This is a genomic window from Herbidospora sakaeratensis (assembly GCF_001570525.1).
Taxonomy (GTDB): domain Bacteria; phylum Actinomycetota; class Actinomycetes; order Streptosporangiales; family Streptosporangiaceae; genus Herbidospora; species Herbidospora sakaeratensis.
Genome location: NZ_BBXC01000015.1, coordinates 181,949 through 199,192 on the forward strand (window position 1 = coordinate 181,949; position 17,244 = coordinate 199,192).

General features: G+C 71.5%; 17 protein-coding genes. 6 read left to right on the forward strand and 11 right to left on the reverse strand.

Annotated features, from left to right (window positions below; translation table 11 throughout):
* Positions 1 to 9 precede the first annotated feature (9 nt).
* The gene (locus AW271_RS25085) at positions 10 to 1,689 is read left to right on the forward strand and encodes a DUF2264 domain-containing protein (RefSeq protein ID WP_245653185.1); all 1,680 of its coding nucleotides are present in this window, start codon (positions 10 to 12) and stop codon (positions 1,687 to 1,689) included.
* Here the strand turns inward: AW271_RS25085 and AW271_RS25090 are convergent.
* Genes AW271_RS25090 through AW271_RS25100 form a run of 3 tightly spaced genes read right to left on the reverse strand, consistent with a single transcriptional unit; the run spans position 1,667 to position 6,581 of the window.
* Positions 1,667 to 4,876 carry an ATP-binding protein gene (locus AW271_RS25090; RefSeq protein ID WP_062340045.1) on the reverse strand — a complete coding sequence of 1,070 codons (3,210 nt, stop codon included), beginning with the start codon at positions 4,874 to 4,876 and terminating at the stop codon, positions 1,667 to 1,669. The genes AW271_RS25085 and AW271_RS25090 overlap by 23 nt on opposite strands.
* Positions 4,876 to 5,511 carry a hypothetical protein gene (locus tag AW271_RS25095; protein WP_062340046.1) on the reverse strand — a complete coding sequence of 212 codons (636 nt, stop codon included), beginning with the start codon at positions 5,509 to 5,511 and terminating at the stop codon, positions 4,876 to 4,878. The genes AW271_RS25090 and AW271_RS25095 overlap by 1 nt, the downstream gene beginning before the upstream one ends.
* Entirely contained in the window at positions 5,511 to 6,581 is a 1,071-nt protein-coding gene (locus tag AW271_RS25100; protein WP_063818109.1) for a DUF559 domain-containing protein, read from the reverse strand. Before AW271_RS25100 ends, AW271_RS25095 begins: the two co-directional genes overlap by 1 nt.
* 351 nt (positions 6,582 to 6,932) lie before the next feature.
* Between AW271_RS25100 and AW271_RS25105 the strand changes: the two genes are divergently transcribed.
* A complete protein-coding gene (locus AW271_RS25105) occupies positions 6,933 to 8,495 on the forward strand; it encodes a GDSL-type esterase/lipase family protein (RefSeq protein WP_063818110.1) in 1,563 nt (520 codons plus the stop codon).
* 22 nt (positions 8,496 to 8,517) lie between these two features.
* Positions 8,518 to 9,021, forward strand: a complete 504-nt coding sequence (locus AW271_RS25110) for an O-acetyl-ADP-ribose deacetylase (RefSeq protein WP_062340048.1) — start codon at positions 8,518 to 8,520, stop codon at positions 9,019 to 9,021.
* On the opposite strand, the gene trxA is transcribed toward AW271_RS25110, so the two are convergent.
* From trxA to AW271_RS25135, 6 genes are all read right to left on the reverse strand, one after another.
* Positions 9,012 to 9,326 (reverse strand): thioredoxin, encoded by a 315-nt coding sequence (gene trxA / locus AW271_RS25115; RefSeq protein WP_062340049.1) that lies wholly within the window; start codon positions 9,324 to 9,326, stop codon positions 9,012 to 9,014. The genes AW271_RS25110 and trxA overlap by 10 nt on opposite strands.
* Positions 9,323 to 9,661, reverse strand: a complete 339-nt coding sequence (locus tag AW271_RS25120) for a MerR family transcriptional regulator (protein ID WP_062340050.1) — start codon at positions 9,659 to 9,661, stop codon at positions 9,323 to 9,325. Before AW271_RS25120 ends, trxA begins: the two co-directional genes overlap by 4 nt.
* Before the next feature lie 34 nt (positions 9,662 to 9,695).
* On the reverse strand, positions 9,696 to 10,475 hold the full coding sequence (locus AW271_RS25125) for a methyltransferase domain-containing protein (RefSeq protein ID WP_062340051.1): 780 nt from the start codon (positions 10,473 to 10,475) through the stop codon (positions 9,696 to 9,698).
* 117 nt (positions 10,476 to 10,592) lie between these two features.
* A complete protein-coding gene (locus AW271_RS38925) occupies positions 10,593 to 10,769 on the reverse strand; it encodes a DUF4236 domain-containing protein (protein WP_081898213.1) in 177 nt (58 codons plus the stop codon).
* A 34-nt stretch (positions 10,770 to 10,803) separates the two neighbouring features.
* Positions 10,804 to 11,517 (reverse strand): peptidoglycan editing factor PgeF, encoded by a 714-nt coding sequence (gene pgeF / locus AW271_RS25130; protein WP_062340052.1) that lies wholly within the window; start codon positions 11,515 to 11,517, stop codon positions 10,804 to 10,806.
* A gap of 2 nt (positions 11,518 to 11,519) precedes the next feature.
* Positions 11,520 to 12,311, reverse strand: coding sequence for a 1-aminocyclopropane-1-carboxylate deaminase/D-cysteine desulfhydrase (locus tag AW271_RS25135; protein ID WP_245653186.1), 792 nt, complete (start codon positions 12,309 to 12,311; stop codon positions 11,520 to 11,522).
* A gap of 18 nt (positions 12,312 to 12,329) precedes the next feature.
* Here AW271_RS25135 and galK point away from each other — a divergent pair, with 18 nt between their 5' ends.
* Complete coding sequence (gene galK / locus AW271_RS25140; protein WP_062340054.1) at positions 12,330 to 13,436, forward strand: galactokinase; 1,107 nt, start codon at positions 12,330 to 12,332, stop codon at positions 13,434 to 13,436.
* Here the strand turns inward: galK and AW271_RS25145 are convergent.
* Complete coding sequence (locus tag AW271_RS25145) at positions 13,361 to 14,401, reverse strand: helix-turn-helix transcriptional regulator (protein ID WP_063818111.1); 1,041 nt, start codon at positions 14,399 to 14,401, stop codon at positions 13,361 to 13,363. The two genes, galK and AW271_RS25145, sit on opposite strands and share 76 nt — an antisense overlap.
* A gap of 62 nt (positions 14,402 to 14,463) precedes the next feature.
* Here AW271_RS25145 and AW271_RS25150 point away from each other — a divergent pair, with 62 nt between their 5' ends.
* Together AW271_RS25150 and AW271_RS25155 are read left to right on the forward strand one after the other, a co-directional pair.
* A complete protein-coding gene (locus AW271_RS25150; RefSeq protein WP_062340055.1) occupies positions 14,464 to 15,648 on the forward strand; it encodes an epoxide hydrolase family protein in 1,185 nt (394 codons plus the stop codon).
* The gene (locus AW271_RS25155) at positions 15,645 to 16,373 is read left to right on the forward strand and encodes an aminoglycoside 3'-phosphotransferase (protein WP_062340056.1); all 729 of its coding nucleotides are present in this window, start codon (positions 15,645 to 15,647) and stop codon (positions 16,371 to 16,373) included. The genes AW271_RS25150 and AW271_RS25155 overlap by 4 nt, the downstream gene beginning before the upstream one ends.
* On the opposite strand, the gene AW271_RS25160 is transcribed toward AW271_RS25155, so the two are convergent.
* Positions 16,360 to 17,244, reverse strand: a complete 885-nt coding sequence (locus AW271_RS25160) for an alpha/beta fold hydrolase (protein WP_062340057.1) — start codon at positions 17,242 to 17,244, stop codon at positions 16,360 to 16,362. The two genes, AW271_RS25155 and AW271_RS25160, sit on opposite strands and share 14 nt — an antisense overlap.

Here is a 17,244-nt window from a genome sequence, read left to right on the forward strand (position 1 = left end):
AGGAGCGAGATGGCAGCGGATCGTGCGTCGATGGCCCAGCTCGTCCGGGATCTCGTCACCCCGCTGCACCCCTTCTTCAGCCCCGGCCGGGCCCGCCTGAGACTGGGCGTGAACACCGCCCACTACGACGACGCCGCCGCCGAACTGGAGGCCTTCGCCCGCCCCCTGTGGGGCCTGGCGCCGCTGGGTGAGGGCCTGGACCTGTGGCGCGCGGGCCTGGCGGCCGGCACCGACCCCGCCCACCCCGAATACTGGGGCGACATCGCCGACGTCGACCAGCGCCTCGTCGAGACCGCCGCGCTCGGCTTCGCCCTGGCCCTCGCCCCCGAGCAGTTATGGGACGGTCTGAGCGGAATCGAGCGCGATCGCGTGGCGACGTGGCTCTCCCAGGCCCTCGCCCGTCCGGGCGTCGACAACAACTGGCAGTTCTTCCCCGTCCTGGTCGCCCTCGGCCTGCGCCGCGTCGGCGTGACGGTCGACGAGCAGCCTCTGCAGGCCCGGCTCGACCGGCTGGAGTCCTTCGCCCTGGGCCGAGGCTGGTACTCGGACGGCCCGACCGCCCAGCGCGACTACTACGTGCCGTTCGCGATGCACTACTACGGCCTGATCTACGCCGGTCTGAGCGACGACGCCCGAGCCGAGCGCTTCCGCACCCGCGCGGGCGAATTCGCCCTCGACTTCCGCCACTGGTTCGCCGCCGACGGCGCGGCCGTCCCCTTCGGCCGCTCGCTGACCTACCGGCACGCGCAGGCCGCGTTCTGGGGCGCCCTGGCGTTCGCCGGGGTCGACGCCCTGCCATGGGGCGAGACGAAGGGCTACCTGCTGCGGCACCTGCGCTGGTGGCAGGACCGTGACGTGGCCGACCGGGCCGGGGTCCTGACGATCGGCTACGCCTACCCGCAACCGCTGCTCGCGGAGCAGTACAACGCCCCCGGCTCGCCCTACTGGGCCATGAAGGCGTTCCTCCCCCTGGCCCTGCCGGAAGAGCACCCCTTCTGGACCACCCCGGAAACCCCCGCGGCGCTGCCCGACGGGGTCGTCCACCAGCCCGAAGCCGGCACGGCCGTGATCCGGTCGGACGAAGGCCGCCACGTCGTCCTGCTGAGCACCGCGCAGCACAACATGTGGGCCCGAGGCGGTGCGGCCAAATACGCCAAGTTCGCCTACTCGACCGTCTTCGGCTTCAGCGTCCCGGCCGGAAGCCACGGCCTGGACCAGGGCGCCCACGACAACACCCTGGCGCTGAGCGACGACGGCCGGCACTGGCGCTGCTGCGAGGTCCCCGAAGGGCTCGGCGACCTCCACCTGCGCTGGTCGCCGTGGGACGACGTCGAGATCGAGACGTGGCTGATCCCCCGCGAGCCCGACCACCTGCGCGTCCACCGCATCGTGTCGGCCCGCCGCCTGTTCACGGCGGAGGCGTCCTTCGCGGTGAACCGCGACACCGAGACGGGCCGCGACACCGGCGACGGCTACGCGTGGGCGGCCTCCGACCAGGGCCTGTCCCGCATCGAAGACGTGACCGACGCCGACTGGCCGACGGGGGTCCGGCGGGAGGGGGAGGTCGTGCAGCCGCACCCCGGGACCAACGTCCTGGTGCCGCGCACGATCCTCCCCACCCTGCGGGGCGAGCATGAGGCGGGCGAGTTCTGGCTGGTCAGCCGGATCACCGGCACGCCCGCTCGATGACCTCCTCGGTGGTCAGGGGGGCGCGGGGGTGGTGGCTGAGACAGAGGGGGGTGCGCACCTTCGCGAACCCCGCCCCTTCGGGCGCGACGTAGAACTGACCCGTGATCAGGGAGCTGATGTCGTTCGCGCTGCCCCCCTTGGCCCGGGCCATCTCCTTGGCCGCGTCGATCTGCACCTGAGCGTTGAGCAGCCCGAAGAACTGGGTCGCGGCGTTGCCCGGGATCTGGTTGTGCAGCCCCTTCGGCGCCTGCGTCGCGAAGACCAGCCCCAGCCCGTACTTCCTGGCCTGAGAGGCCAGGGCGAGCGTGCTCTTGGTGCAGACGGTCGTCGCGCCGGACGGGGCGAAGTTCTGCGCCTCGTCCATGACGAAGAGCCCGCCGAGCGGCCGGTCGCCCGCGGGGTTCTTCTTGATCCACGCGAACAGCCCCATCTGGAGCTGGTTGACGAAGCTCTGCCGCTCGGCGTTGCTCTGCAGTCCCACGAACGAGATGACCGACACCCGCGCCCGCTTCCCGGCGGCCGGGGTGAGCAGCACCCCGGGGTCGACCGGCTCCCCCTCCCCGCCGAACAGCGGATCGTTGACCTTCGCCGCGTGCAGCACCTGCGAAAGCCCATGGGCGATCTTCACCGAGTCGCCGATCTGGCTGATGTCCTCGGGGAAGTCCTCAAGCAGGTGGATCAGCCCGTCGAGCCCGCCGCGCTGGTGTCGCCCGAAGTGGACGACGGCCGCCTTCAGCACCGCCCGGGCCATCTCGGCCTTGCCGGTGTTCCCTTCGAGCTTGGCCCGGGGCACCAGCGCGGCCACGGCGGCGTCGACGGCCTCGTTGAACTCGTCGACGTCGTCCCGCACGCCGGCGAAGTCGGGCAACGGCTGGAACGCCAGCGGGCGGCCCTTCTCCCGGCGCGGCGTCCACACCACGACGTCGGTGTCGGCGATGTAGCGCGCGGCGCGGGCGGCGTCCCCCGGGCCCCAGGCGGAGGGCTCGTCAGGCCATGGGTCGCCCAGCCGGGCGAGGTCGTTGTTGGTGTCGAGCACGATCGAGGAGACGCCGTTGAGTGCGCACTCCTCGACGATGCGCCTGATGAGGACCGTCTTGCCGGAGCCGGAGCCGGCGAAGATCGCGACATGCTTCCGCAGCGCTTCCAGCTCGACCGAGACCGGGAGCCCACGCTCGTAGGAGCGGCCGACGACCAAGGTGGGGGCCTTGGCGGGCAGGACCACGGCGTCGGGAACGTCGGCCACCGGAGCGTGGCCCGACTCACCGGCCTTCCGGGTGGGCAACGGCTGATCCTTGACGGGCGGATCGTCGAGGATGTCTCCCTCAGGCACTTTTGGGACCTGCACCTCCTCCGGAGCGGGCGCCTGCGGCTCGTCCGACCAGTCGTCCAGAATGTCCCTGAGCAGCTTGATCGCGCCGGCCGGCCGCTTGAGAACCAGCCACTTGTTGAGGCTCGGCGGATTCTGCGCCATCAGGTCGCGCAGAGCACTGAGGGTCTTCAGGTCGGCCTCGTCGACGGTGACGACCCGCCCGCCACGCGCGCGGAAGTCGGCCAGGGCCTGCTGGGTCTTGGGTCCGGCGGCCCACGGAACGTTCCTCAGGACGACGAGCCTGCGCTTGGGCGTCTCGGCTTCGAGGCCCGCCGCGATGGCCGCCCTCCTGAGCCGGGTCAGCGCCGCGTTCGGATGCCTGGCGCTGATGCCGCGGATCGCCCAGTGGACCTCGTCCTCCCTGGCCTCGTCGAGGACCTGGCGGAGGCGTGCGTGCAGGGAGGTCTTCTGGCCGAAGGTCGGGTCGACCTTGTAGGTCGTCGTGTCGTCGCCCTTCTCGATCGCCCACGCCTGCAAACCGGCGGCCAGCAGGCCGGGGAGGACGGCGTCCTCCTGCGTCGCGTCCAGCGCGCCGGTGACGTGGGCGGCGTCTTCGAGCAGGGCGAACTTCGTCTCGATGCCGTGGACTTCACTGAGCGTGTTCTGGATCGCGGCGACCGGTTCGACCTGGTAGACCTCCACTCCGTTGAAGCGGAACAGTTCCCTGACCTCGCTGCGGGCGACACAGGCCGCAATATGATCGGTGAGGGCCCGGAGGATCTTTCGCGGCGTATATGCCTGTGCCTCGGAGAAGGCCTCCGGCCGGACCGGCCACGTGGGGTAGGGCGGCTCGAAGCCGATGCTCTTGAAGTGCTCTGCCAGCCGCTTGATCACCAGTTCCCGGCCCACTTCGGGAGAGGGCACCCGCTTGAGGACCGTGGTCTCCTCGAACCGGTCCTTGAAGCTGGACACCGCCAGCTTCTTGAGCAGGATCCAGGTGTCCGGCAGACAGGAAACGACCGACAGGGTCCTGCTGGTCACCTCGCGCAGTGAGGTCAGCCCGTGGGCGATCTGCAGGGCGGTGGCCCGGGTCTTCGGGTCGACCTCGCCGCTCCCGAACAGCGTCATCGAGCTGATGAGCGGGTCGAGCTGGTCGAAGGCCATCACGCTGGGCCCGGTCATCGCGAGCAGCCGCGAGATGTCCCGGACCAGCTCCTGCGGAGTCCGGATGATCGGCCGGAATTCCCATTCACGCCGACCGCCGTCGAAGTCCTCCATGCCGTACATGTAACCGTCGCCCAGGCTGGCCAGGTTGTAATCGTTGGAGGCCAGCAGGACCAACGCGCGGGCCGTGTCCTGGGCTTCCATGAACACCCGAGGGTCCTGCTTGTACAGCCCCTGCATGAACTCCTTGAGATGCTCCTTCTCCAGCGGCTGGTTGCCGATGACCGCCTGCTGGGTCCGGCGGGGCAGTGACATCGGCTCGGTCAGGTTGCGGAGGAAGCGCTTGAGCTGGCTCTCCTCGTCGGCTCCGATCCTGCCGAGACCGTCCTGGATGGACACCAGGGCGCTCTCCCAGAAGTTGCGCGCGTCGAGCACGCTCATGAGGAAGAAGTAGCCGTCACGCCGGATGACCTGCTCGCGCAGCCAGCTCATCAGGTGCGTCTTGCCGCTGCCCGCCGTCCCTTCGAGGACGACGCCGATCGGACTGGAGGTGCCCCCGCTGCGCGCGGCCGCCTCCAACCCCGTGGTCAGTGCCTGCGACGCCTGGGGGTGCAACCCGTCGACGTGGAAGGGCACCGGACGCCAGACGTCCTCCCCTCCATTAACGGTCGAGATGACGTTAAGGGAGCTGATCGCGTACCAGTCTGTGATCATCAGCGGGCCCCGATCCGCAGCTGATGGTTGGGCTCGTCGCCGATCACGACGGCGGCGGCGTGGTCCTCGGGCGACAGGTGACCGACGATCGCCGCGGCGAGAATGTGCACCTCGGGGGCGTTGAACAACATCCGGCGCAGGGCCTCGTCCTGTTCGGCCCGGTCAATGTCGTCGAGCAACGGTCGCAACCTCGTCAGCGAGACCCACTCCCCCACTCCCGGGGTGATCTTCGAATAGGCCTCGCGGATGCGGTCCTCGACCTCGTCGTCGGGAAGAGCGACGGGCGCGGCCACCGGTTCGGGCGCGACCTCCACGGCGGCCGGGGTCGCCGGCCAGACAAGGGAGCGCAGGTAGAGCAGCGCAAGAGTCTTGCCCGACCGCGAGGTCACCGCGACGCCCTTCCGCACCTCTTCCAGCGCCCTCTCTTCACCGGCGGGCGTGATCGAGTACCAGATGGTCCTGCGCTCCCGCTTCTCCGACTCGATCAGCTTGGCGTCCACCAACCCGGCCCGGTTCTTGGCGTCGAGGTCCAGGCCCCAGTTGTCGCGCAAATCCTTGTGGCCCACGTCGGTCCCCAGTTCCTTGAGGACAAGGAGGGCCGCAACCTGCCGGTAAGTGAGTCTTTCTTCGGACATCAGACTGCTCCTTCGCTCAGCCCGAGGCGACGCCCCAGGAGGAAATCCCTGATCCGGCGGAGCACCGCCGGCAGATCGTCGAGCACCTGCTCGTTGGTGAAGCGCAACACGGTGAAACCGTCACGTTCCAAATGCCGGTCCCGAAGTCGGTCCATCTCGGCCTTGGCCGCCGTCAGGTGCTCGGGTCCGTCGAGTTCCACGACGCACTTCTCGTGCGCCCACATCAGGTCGGTCCGGATCGACACGAACAGCGGGTCGTTCGACGGGTAGGTCTGGTTCCACTCGCGCCCGTGCGCCCAGGGGCAGTCGAGCAGCGCCTGCTCCACGGCCTGCTCGACCTCGCTGTAGCGGGCGGGCTCGCCGCGGAGCGGCGGCACCCGCAGCACCTCGGCGCGCGTCACGGGCGCCGGCAGCTGCGCGGCCAGCCGGGCCACCGGCTCCGGCACCTTCAGATGCACGGTTTCAACCCGTCTCACCTCGGGACCGACCAGCCAGACGCCCATCCCGCTCTGGTGGGCCAGCCATTCGCAGCCGGCCACGAACACCGTCTCGCCGTGGGAACTCAGTTTCTCCGGCACGTGGACGACGAGCGCCGCCTCATCACGCCGGAAAGCGGCCGCGACGACCCGGGCCAGTCCGGCCGCCCGGACCTCGGCGGGAAACGCCCTGCACCGGGCCGGCAAGCGCCCGGGGGTGAACTCGCCCCGGTGCTGAATGGCATGGGCGGCGAGTTCCGCCAGGAACGGTCCGAAATGACGGCCGCCGACGGCCATGCGCATCGCGAGAACACGCGCCGCCGCCATTCCGCCGCCGCCCGGGCCGTCGAGCTTGTCGCCTTCGGGCAGCCAGGCCGGAAAGAGCCCGACGGCCAGCGTCTCCAGTTCCCGGAGGATGGATCCGACCAGCTCAGGGACCGAGTCGCACTCCGTCGCCGCGTACGAGATGACGGCCGGACCGGCCTCCGGTAAAGGGTCCAGCAACAATTCCATGACATTGGCGTCAATGCTGGAATCCACTCCGGCAATGCGGAGCACCCTCCCCACCGGGAGATCGCCCCACGTGAATGGCATGCCGGTTCCCTCGGACACTCATCTGAAAACGTGACGCCGCAGAGGGTATAGGGCACACCGCATGATGCGCAGGAATTCTAGAGATATCTCCGTTTCCGGAGTTACAAAACCGTCGAAACAGTCATCCTGACAATCCATCAAATCCCGCTATATCCGAGAATATCCGGGTCGCATCGCACGGAAAAGCAACCCCGCCATCAGATCCGATCTATGTCCGGTTTCGAGGCACTCGAACGGCCACTTTGTCACGTTCCCGCGCCTATACATCCAACCTATCTGTTGACGACAAAGACCTGTCAGCTTAATCTCGGCCTGATCACGAGCGTGGTCTCGTACAGGCAGAAGGACACAATGCAACGGTTAATCCGGGCGCTCACGGCAGCCCTCGTCGCGGTCCTGGTCGCGACCAACCTTCCCGCCCCCGCCTCCGCCGCCCCCTGGCTCGGCACGTGGGCGGCCTCTCCGCAGAGCGGGTCGAACCGCGAGTTCAGCAACCAGACGCTGCGTCAGATCATCCGCACCAGCATCGGCGGCGGCGCGGTGCGGGTGCAGCTCTCCAACGCCTTCGGCACGCGGGCCATCACGGTCGCCAACGTGCACGTCGCACGACGGACGAGCGGGTCGTCGGTCGACGCGTCGTCCGACCGGCTGATGACGTTCGGCGGGCAGCAGTCGGTGACGATCCCCGTCGGGGGGCTGGCCATCAGCGACGCGGCGAGTGTGCCGGTCGCGGCCTCCTCCGACCTGGCGGTGAGTTTCCACCTGCCGACGGCCACGGGGCCGGCGACCTATCACCAGACCGCGCTGCAGACCAGCTACATCGCCGCCGGCAACGTGGCGGGCAACGCGACCATCACGCCGACCGGTGAGACCGGTGACAACTTCATCCTGTCCGGCGTCGACGTCGACAGCGCCAACGGCGCCGGCACGGTCGTGGCGCTCGGCGCGTCCATCGTCGACGGGGTCGCCTCCAGCCACAACGCCAACCGGCGGTGGCCGAACCTGCTGTCGAACCGGCTCAACGCCTCCGGGCGCGTCGTCGGGGTGGTCAACCAGGGCATCAGCGGCAACCAGCTGCTGCGCGACGGCGCGGGGCAGAGCGCCATCAACCGGTTCGAGCGCGACGTGCTCAACCAGACCGGGGTGAAGTGGGTCGTCTTCGCCGACAACCCCATCAACGACGTCGGGTCGAACCGGCCCGTGCCGACGGCGCAGCAGCTCATCACCGGGGCGCAGAACCTCATCAGCCGGGCGCACGCCCGGGGCATCCAGTTCATCTGCGCCACGCTCACCCCGTTCCAGGGGGCGAACTACTGGACGCAGGAAGGCGAGAACAGCCGCGCCGCCTACAACGCGTGGGTGCGCGGCGCGGGCAGCGGCTGCGACCGGGTCGTCGACTTCGACGCCGCCACCCGTGACCCCGCCAACCCGACCCGGTTCCTGCCGGCCTACGACCCGGGCGACCACCTCCACCCCAACGACGCCGGGTTCCAGGCCATGGCCAACGCGTTCGACCTGGCCTGGTTCGGGGCGGCCGGCGGCACGCCCGGCATCCAGCTGCGGTCGCGCGCCAACAACCAGCTCGTCAACGCCGGGCCGACGCTCGTCGCCAACGGCGCCGCGACCACGTTCGACCGCGTCGACCTGGGCAACGGCACCATCGCACTGCGCTCGCGTGCCAACGGCATGTACGTCGCCGCCGAAGCCGCCGGGGCCCAGCCGCTCATCGCCAACCGGACCGCCGTCGGGCCGTGGGAGACCTTCCAGGTCGTCAACAACGCCAACGGCACGATCAGCCTGCGCGCCCAGGCCAACGGCAACCTGGTCTGCGCCGACGGCGGGGGCGCGCAACCGCTCATCGCCAACCGGACCGCGATCGGGCCCTGGGAGCAGTTCGACGTGGTGAACGTCTGACCCGAGTGGGCACAATCCGGCCATGCGGATCACTGTGGTCAAGGGTGACATCACCGATCAGCGGGCCGACGCGATCGTCAACGCCGCCAACTCCTCGTTGCTGGGAGGGGGCGGCGTCGACGGCGCGATCCACCGCAAGGGCGGCAGCGAGATCCTGGAGGCGTGCCGCCGGCTGCGGGCCTCCGCCTACGGCAAGGGGCTGCCCCCGGGCCAGGCGGTGGCCACCACGGCGGGGCGTCTGCCGGCGAAGTGGGTCATCCACACCGTCGGGCCGGTGCACAGCCGGACCGACGACCGGTCGAAGACGCTGGCGTCGTGTTACCGGGAGTCGCTGCGGGTGGCCGACGAGCTGGGGGCCTCGACGGTCGCCTTCCCGGCGGTGTCGGCGGGCATCTACGGCTGGCCGATGGACGACGCGGCGCGCATCGCCGTCGAGACCGTCAGGGCCACGCCCACCAAGGTGGAGGAGGTGCGGTTCGTGCTCTTCACCGACGAGGCGTTCGAGCACTTCCAGGCTCAGATGTGAGGGGCGATCCCGTCGAGGATGGCCCGCTTGGGGCGGGCCCCCTTGATCTGGTGGACGACCTCGCCGTCGCGGTAGAGGTTCAGGGTGGGCAGGCCGATGACGTCGTAGCGCAACGCGATCGACGGGTGCTCGTCGGCGTTGATCGTGGCGACGACGACCTTGTCGCCGTACTCGCGCTCGATCTCCGCCAGGATGGGCGAGATCATCTTGCAGGGCGGGCACCACTCGGCCCAGAAGTCGAGCAGCACCGGGCGGTCGCTGCCCAGCACGTCGCGCTCGAACGTCTCGGCGGTGACCTCGATCATGTGTTCCTCCGTAGCATCTCGTCGCGGCGCGCCATCAGGTCGCGGATCTCGGTGTCGATCTCGATGAGCTTGCGGCGGACGACGTCGACCGACTCGGGGCACACGCCGCCCGACTCGTTGCCGGCCCGCAGGCAGGCGACGAACGGGCGTGCGTCCTCCAGCGTGAAGCCGACGGCCATCAGGGCCCGGATCTCCTGGACGAGCCGCACGTCGGCCTCGTCGTAGTCGCGGTATCCGTTGGCCCCCCGGCGGGCGGCCAGCAGGCCCTTCTCCTCGTAATGGCGCAGCGCGCGGGTGCTCACACCCGAGCGCCGTGCCAGCTCACCGATCCGCATGTCCGCAGGTTAAACCTTCACACCGGCGTAAAGGTCAAGCCCGGCAGAGCAGTTCGCCGTGGACGATGGTCAGGAACCCGTCGGGGTCGGCGGCCCAGGTGAGCCACCCGTCGGCGATGCGCCGCAGGTCGTCCGGCGTGGCCAGCCCGGCGTCGAGGGCCTGGCGGCCCAGCGACGACTTCACGACCCGATCGGCCCACATGCCACCCCAGAACGCGCGGTCGCCGGGGGTGGCGAAGGTCCAGGTGGAGGTGGACACCTCGATGTCGGTGAACCCGGCCGCGCGGGCCCACGAGAGCATGCGCCGGCCGGCGTCGGGCTCGCCGTCGTTGCGCCGGGCCACGGCGTAGTAGAGCGCCAGCCACTCGTCGAGCTCCGGCAGCGCCGGATACCAGGTGAACGCGCCGTAGTCGCTGTCGCGGGCGGCGACCAGCCGGGCCACCCTGCCCATCTCGCGCAGCGCCCGCACCGGGTCGGCGAGGTGCTGGAGGACCTGGTGGGCGTGCGCGACGTCGAAGGACTCGTCCCCGTACGGCAGCGCGTGCGCGTCGGCCACCTCGAAGACGATGTTCGGCGTGCCCCGCCGCTCCGCCTCGGCGCGGGCCAGGCCGAGCTCGTCGGGGCCGATCTCGGTGGCGGTGACGCGGGCGACCCGGGCGGCCAGGTCGGCGGTGATGGTGCCGGGGCCGCAGCCCACGTCGAGCAGGGTGGTGCCGGGGGTCAGGTGCGGCAGCAGGTGGGCCGCGGAGTTCTCGGCGGTGCGCCAGCGGTGGGACCGCAGCACGCTCTCGTGGTGCCCATGCGTGTAGTGCATGGGCACGAGAGTACGCCTCGTCTCGCGATACGAGAGGATCCGTATCACATAATGAGACCCGTCTAAGAAGGATGCCCTGACGCGAGCCACGGCCGGCCTTCGGCCGTCCGCGTCTCGCTAGAACGTCTTGCCGATGTGGAACCCGCCGGGCAGCCGCACGGTCACGTGGCGACGCCCGTCAGGGGTGCGGTAGACGTGGAATCGACGGCCCCCGTAGCTGCGGGAGACGCCGTGACGTGAGAGGTGAAAGCGCATCGGTCCGACTTTTACCGACTTCCGGTAGTCCCATCCCATGCCCGGAGAACGAGCGGAATCGGGCGGAAAGTTCCTAGCCGAGCCAGATGTAGGCCCCGAAGCGCCCCGTCTGCCCTTCGCGGCGGTATGAGTAGAGATCACCTGATTCGATGGTGCAGCGGACGTCGTGCCGGACGTCGTCCACCCCGGCCCGGGACAACTGCGCCGCGATGGCGGCCCGCAGGTCGACCGAAGGGGTGTCGCGCGACGTCGTCGCCCATGCCTCGGGGACGACGGCGGCGACCTCGTCGCGCATCGCGGCCGGCACCTCGTAACACCGCCCACAGGCGGCCGGCCCGACCAGCGCGACCATCCGGCCCGGGTCTGCCCCGCGCCCGGCCATGGCCTCGACCAGCGCGGGCACCACCCCGGCGAGGGTGCCGGGCCGCCCCGAGTGGGCGGCGCCGACGAGCCGGGCGACCGGATCGGCCACCAGCACCTGGGCGCAGTCGGCGGCCAGCGAGACCAGTGCGAGGCCCTCTTCCGCGGTGAAGACCGCGTCGAGGCCGGGCGGCTCGGCGCCGAAGGGCCGGTCGACGTAGGCGACCTCGCGCCCGTGGACCTGCCGCATGAGCACCACGCGGGCGGGGTCGACGCCGGCCTCCAGAGCGGTCAGCCGCCGGTTGGCCGCGACGTTCTCAGGGTCGTCGCCGACGGCCCCGCCGAGGTTCCGGCCGCCGAAGGGCGCCGGGCTCACGCCGCCATGACGATCGGTGATCACGGCGTGTACGCCCTCGGCCAGCAGCACCCTCACACCCTACCGGTGATCACCGCGACGACCGTGGGACCGAGGGCGAGGGCGCGGATGCCGTACATCATCTTGGCCGTGTAGACGTGGTCGAGCCGGAGCCCGTGCCGGGCCTCGAAATCGCCGATGAACGCGTCGAGCTCCGGAGTGGTGCGGGCGTAGCCCCCGAAGTGGAAGCCGGTCTCGACGCGCCAGTTGGCCGTCACGTGGCCGAGCGCCTCGGTCTGGAGGCGGGCGACCTCGTCGTCCAGGAACGAACCGCCCTTGAGCACGGAGAACCCGACGGCGGTGAAGCCGGGCGGCAGCCCGGCCGCGAGCCCGGCCAGCGTGCCGCCGGTCCCGACGGGGCAGCACACCACCGCCTCGCCGAGATGGGCGAGCTCGGGCCCGATCTCCATGCAGCCGCGCACCGCCTCGGCGTTCGACCCGCCCTCGGGGATGACGCGGTGGCCGGGGAACTGCGCGCGCACGAGCCGCAGCACCTCGGGCGAGGTCTTCGCCCGGTAACGCGCGCGGTCGAGGAACATCAGCCGCATGCCGCAGGCCACCGCGAAGTCGAGCACCTCGTTGCGGACCGGCTCGCCGCGGATCACCCCGCCGGTCGGGAACCCGAACTCGCGCCCGGCCGCCGCGACGGCCCTGATGTGGTTGGAGTAGGCCCCGCCGAAGGTCACGATCGGCTCGCCGGTGAGGTTGTATTTGAGCTTGCGCCACTTGTTGCCGGGGATGTCGGGATGGAGAAGGTCGTCACGCTTCAGCAGGACCCCGTCGGCGCGGGTGAGAGGCGAGACCACAGCGATAACCTAACGGCCATGCGGGTCGTTTCCTCCTTTGAGACCGCCTTCGGCGGCACACCCGAGGGCGTCTGGCACGCCCCCGGCCGGGTCAACCTGATCGGCGAGCACACCGACTACAACGACGGCCTGGTGCTCCCCTTCGCGGTGCCCTGGGGCGTCACGGCGGCGGTCGCCCGGCGGTCCGACGACCGCGTGCGGGTCGTGTCGGTCCAGTCGGGCGGCGGCCCGGTCGAGGAGGTCGCCGGGTGGGCGGCCTACCCGATCGGCGTGGCCCTGACCATGCGCAAGGCCGGGCTGCCGGTCGGCGGCGCCGACATCGCGATCGACGGCGACGTCCCCCGGGGCGCGGGCCTGTCGTCGAGCGCGGCCCTGGAGGTGTCGGTCGCGCTGGCGCTGAACGACCTCTACGACCTCGGCCAGAGCCCGATGGAGCTGGCCCTGCTGGGGCAGCGGGCCGAGAACGAGGTCGTCGGCATGCCCTGCGGCATCATGGACCAGGCCGCCTCGGCGTTGTCGAAGGAGGGCCACGTCCTGCTCCTCGACTGCCGCACCCTCGGCAGCCGCGCGATCCCCTTCGACCTGCCGTCCCAGGGCCTCGACCTGGTGATCATCGACACCGGCGTCCACCACGAACTGGCCGACGGCCAGTACGCCCGACGCCGGGCCGACTGCGAGAACGCCGCCGCGAAGCTGGGCGTCGAGGCCCTGCGCGACGTGACCGATCTGGCCGGCGCCCTGTCCAGATTGAGCGGAGACGAGCGCAAGCGCACCCAGCACGTCGTGACCGAGAACCACCGCGTGGAGGCCGTCGTCGGCCTTCTGCGGGCCGGCGCGGTGGCCGAGATCGGCGCCCTGCTGAACGCCTCCCACCTGTCGCTGCGCGACCAGTTCGAGGTGAGCTGCCCCGAGCTCGACGTCGCCGTCGAGTCGGCCATCAGGGGCGGCGCGCGGGGGGCCCGCATGACCGGCGGCGGCTTCGGCGGCTCGGCCATCGCCCTGGTCGCGGCCGACCGCGCCGACACCATGCGCCAGTCGGTGACGGAGGCCTACGAGGCGAAGGGCTGGCGGCCGCCGGTCTTCCGCACCGCCGCGCCCTCGGCCGGAGCCCGCCGGCTCGGCTGATCCGCCGCCTGTTCCGGGACCGCCCGCCGGTAGCGCTCGGCCAGCACGCCGATGCGCGCGACGAGCTCGGGCGGCCCGGTGACCTCGAAGTCGGCGTCCAGCAGGCCGAGGTGGCAGGCCAGCATGTGGGGCGTGTCGGAGCCGACCTCGGCCACGCAGGCGTCCTCGCCCAGGGGTTCGACCGGCACGCCCGGCGGCAGCCGGTCGCGCACGTGCTGAGCCGGCGCCCGGACCGTCACCCGCGCCCGGCACCGCCAGGTCGCGGTGGCCAGCCCGGTGGCGACGTGGCCGACGAGGTCGCCGCCGGGGTGCTCGCGCGGGGTGAACCGGGGGCCGTTCGGCGTCCGCAGGCGCATCCGGTCGACCCGGAACGTGCGCCAGTCCGACCGGGCGACGTCCCAGCCGACCAGATACCAGCGGCCCCGGCCGTGCGCGAGCCGGTGCGGCTCGGCCTCGCGCAGGGCGGCCGACCCGTCGTGGCCGGTGTAGTCGAACCGGAGCCGCTCGTGGTCGCGGACGGCCGCCGCGATGGTGGTGAGCGTGTCGGCGTCCACGAGAGGGCCCGGCTGCGGCAGCGGGGCGAGCGAGGCGCGCAGCCCGTGGACGCGGCGGCGCAGCCGCGAGGGCAACATCTGCTCCAGCTTGGTCAGCGCCCGCAGGGCCGCCTCTTCGAGCCCGGTGACCGCGCCCTGGGTGGCGCCCACCCGCAGGCCGACCGCGACGGCGACCGCCTCGTCGTCGTCGAGCAGCAGCGGCGGCACCTCCGCGCCCGGCCCGAGCCGGTAGCCGCCGGTGACGCCCCGGATGCCCCGCACCGGGTAGCCGAGGCCGCGCAGCCGTTCCACGTCGTTGCGCACGGTGCGCGGGGTGACGCCGAGGCGCTCGGCCAACTCCGGCCCGCTCCAGTCACGCGGGGTCTGCAAGAGGGAGAGCAGCCGCAGCAGGCGTTGTGCTGTGTCCGACATACCGGAGATTCTCCCTCGATACAGGAACGGCACGTTCCTGTATGCCTCGTAGATTCTCTGTCATGGACGACACCACCGAGATCCGCCCGTTCCGCGTCGACATCCCCCAGGCCGACCTCGACGACCTGCGCGACCGCCTGACCCGCGCCCGCTGGCCCCGGCAGACCGGCGGAACCGGCTGGGAGCGCGGCGTGCCCGTCGATCACCTCAGGGAGCTGGCGGCCTACTGGGCGGACGGCTTCGACTGGCGCGCCCAGGAGAAGGCGCTCAACGAGCACCCGCAGTTCGTGACCACGATCGACGGTCAGGACGTGCACTTCCTGCACGTCCGCTCCCCCGAGCCCGGCGCGCTGCCGCTGCTGCTCTCCCACGGCTGGCCCGGCTCGTTCGCCGACTTCCTCGACGTGATCGGCCCGCTGACCGACCCCCGCGCGCACGGCGGCGACCCGGCGGACGCCTTCCACGTCGTGATCCCCTCGTTGCCCGGCTTCGCCTTCTCCAACCCGGTGCGGGAGGCGGGCTGGGGCAACCTGTTCCGGGTGGCCGCCGCGTTCGGGGAGCTGATGAGCCGGCTCGGCTACGAGCGGTTCGCCGCGCAGGGCGGCGACATCGGGGGCGGCGTGACCGCGTTGTTGCCGATGGCCGCCCCGGGCCGCGTGCTCGCCACCCACGTCAACGGCCCGTCGCCCTACCCGCTCGGCCCGGCCGTCGACCTCGACGGCCTGCCGGCCGCCGACCGGGCACGCGCCGAGCGCTTCAACACCTTCCGGCAGGACGGCCTCGGCTACCTGCACCTCCAGTCGACCCGCCCGCTAACCCTGGCCTACTCCCTGACCGACTCCCCGGTCGGCCAGCTGGCGTGGATCGCGGAGAAGTTCAGGGAGTGGACGGACCCCGCCGGCGACCCGATCGACCGCGACCGGCTGCTCACCACCGTGAGCCTCTACTGGTTCACCGGCTCCGGGGCGTCCTCGGCCGACATCCTCTACGAGGGCATGCGGGCGTACCGCGAGATGGCCTCCGCCTCCGCCGGCGACCAGGGCGGCTGGCCGTCGATGCCGTCGCCGCCGCAGGGCGTCGCGGTGTTCGCCGCCGACCTGACGGTCCGTGCCCTCGCCGACCCGGCCGGGGCCGTCGCCCACTGGTCGGAGTTCGACCGGGGCGGCCACTTCCCGGCGATGGAGACGCCCGATCTCCTGGTCGGCGACCTGCGCACGTTCTTCCGCGTCGTGCGAGGAGAGGCGTGACCGACTGGACGCCCGTCGGCCACGGCGAATCGGGCGCGCAGGTGTTCCGCTCGGCCGACGGCGCCCGCTACGCCAAGTGGGGGCCCGTCGCCGAACTGGCGGCCGAACGCGACCGCGTCGTGTGGCTGGCCGGACAGGGCGTGCCCGGCCAGCGGGTGCTCGACTGGCGGGACGACGGCGACCGGGCGTGCCTGGTCACCTCGGCCGTCGAGGGCGTGCCCGCCGACCGGCTGTCGCCCGCCGAGCTGGCGACCGCCTGGGCGTCCGTCGCCGAGGCGGTACGCCGCCTCCACGGCCTCCCCGGCTGCCCCTTCTCCCGCGACCTCGACCACATGTTCGCGCTGGCCGAGGACGTCGTCGCGCGCGGCGCGGTCAACCCCGACTTCCTGCCCGAGGAGCAGATCGGCACCCCGCCGCACGAGCTGCTGGCCCGTCTGGAGCCCGAACGGGACCTGCGCCGGGCGCAGGAGGCCCGCCAGGAGGTCGTCTGCCACGGCGACCTGACCCTGCCCAACGTGATCGTCGACCCCGCGACGCTGACGGTGGCGGGCTTCGTCGACGTGGGCCGGCTGGGCCGGGCCGACCCCCACGCCGACCTCGCCCTGCTGTTCGCCACCGCCGACGAGATCAGGCCCGGCCTGCCGCGCGCGGGCCTGTTCGGCCTCGACCCCGATCCCGGCCGGATCAGGTTCTACCTGTCCCTCGACCCGCTCACCTGGGGCTGACGCTCTTCCACGTCCGGTCGAGGAAGGCGGCGATCAGCGGGGCGATCTCCGGCAGGTACTCCTCCAGGGCGAAGTGGCCCGTCGGGTAGACGTGCAGCTCCGCGTCCGGGACGTCGCGCAGGTAGGCGTGCGCGCCCGGCTCGGGGAAGAACATGTCGTTGGCGCCCCAGGTGATCAGGGTCGGCGGGCGGCGGGTCCGGAGCCACTCCTGCCACTCGGGATAGTGGTCGAGGTTGGCGTGGTAGTTCAGCAGCAGGTCGAGCTGCGGCCGGGCCCGTTCGGGCTTGTCGAGGAAGTACTGGTCGAGCACCCAGCTGTCCGGCGAGACCAGCTGGACGTCGCCCGTGCCCCCCTCGTACTGCTTGCGGGTGACCGGGAGGGTCAGCATCTCCTGGGCCACCTTCTCGCCCGCGGGGCCGGGTCGCATGGCGACCAGGCCAAGCATGGTCTCGCCCAGGCCCTCCTCGTAGGCGTTGCCGTTCTGGACCACCAGGCCCGCGACGCGTTCGGGGTGGCGCAGGGCCAGGCGGAAGCCGACCGGGGCGCCGTAGTCGAAGACGTACAGGACGAAGTGATCGAGGCGGAGCCTCTCGACGAAGCCCGCCATGAGCTCGCCCAGCCGGTCGAAGGTCAGCGGGCCGACCGGCACGTCGCTGTGGCCGAAGCCCGGCAGGTCGGGCGCGATCAGCCGGTAGTGGGCGCCGAGGGCGTCGATGAGCCGCCGGTACTGGTGCGAGGCCGACGGGAAACCGTGCAGCAGGAGCAGCACGGGCGCCTGGTCGGTCTCGGGCACCGATTCGCGGTAGAAGACCCGGAGGCCGCCGATGTCGACGTGACGGTGCAGGGTCCGTGTGACGATTGGGAACGCCAT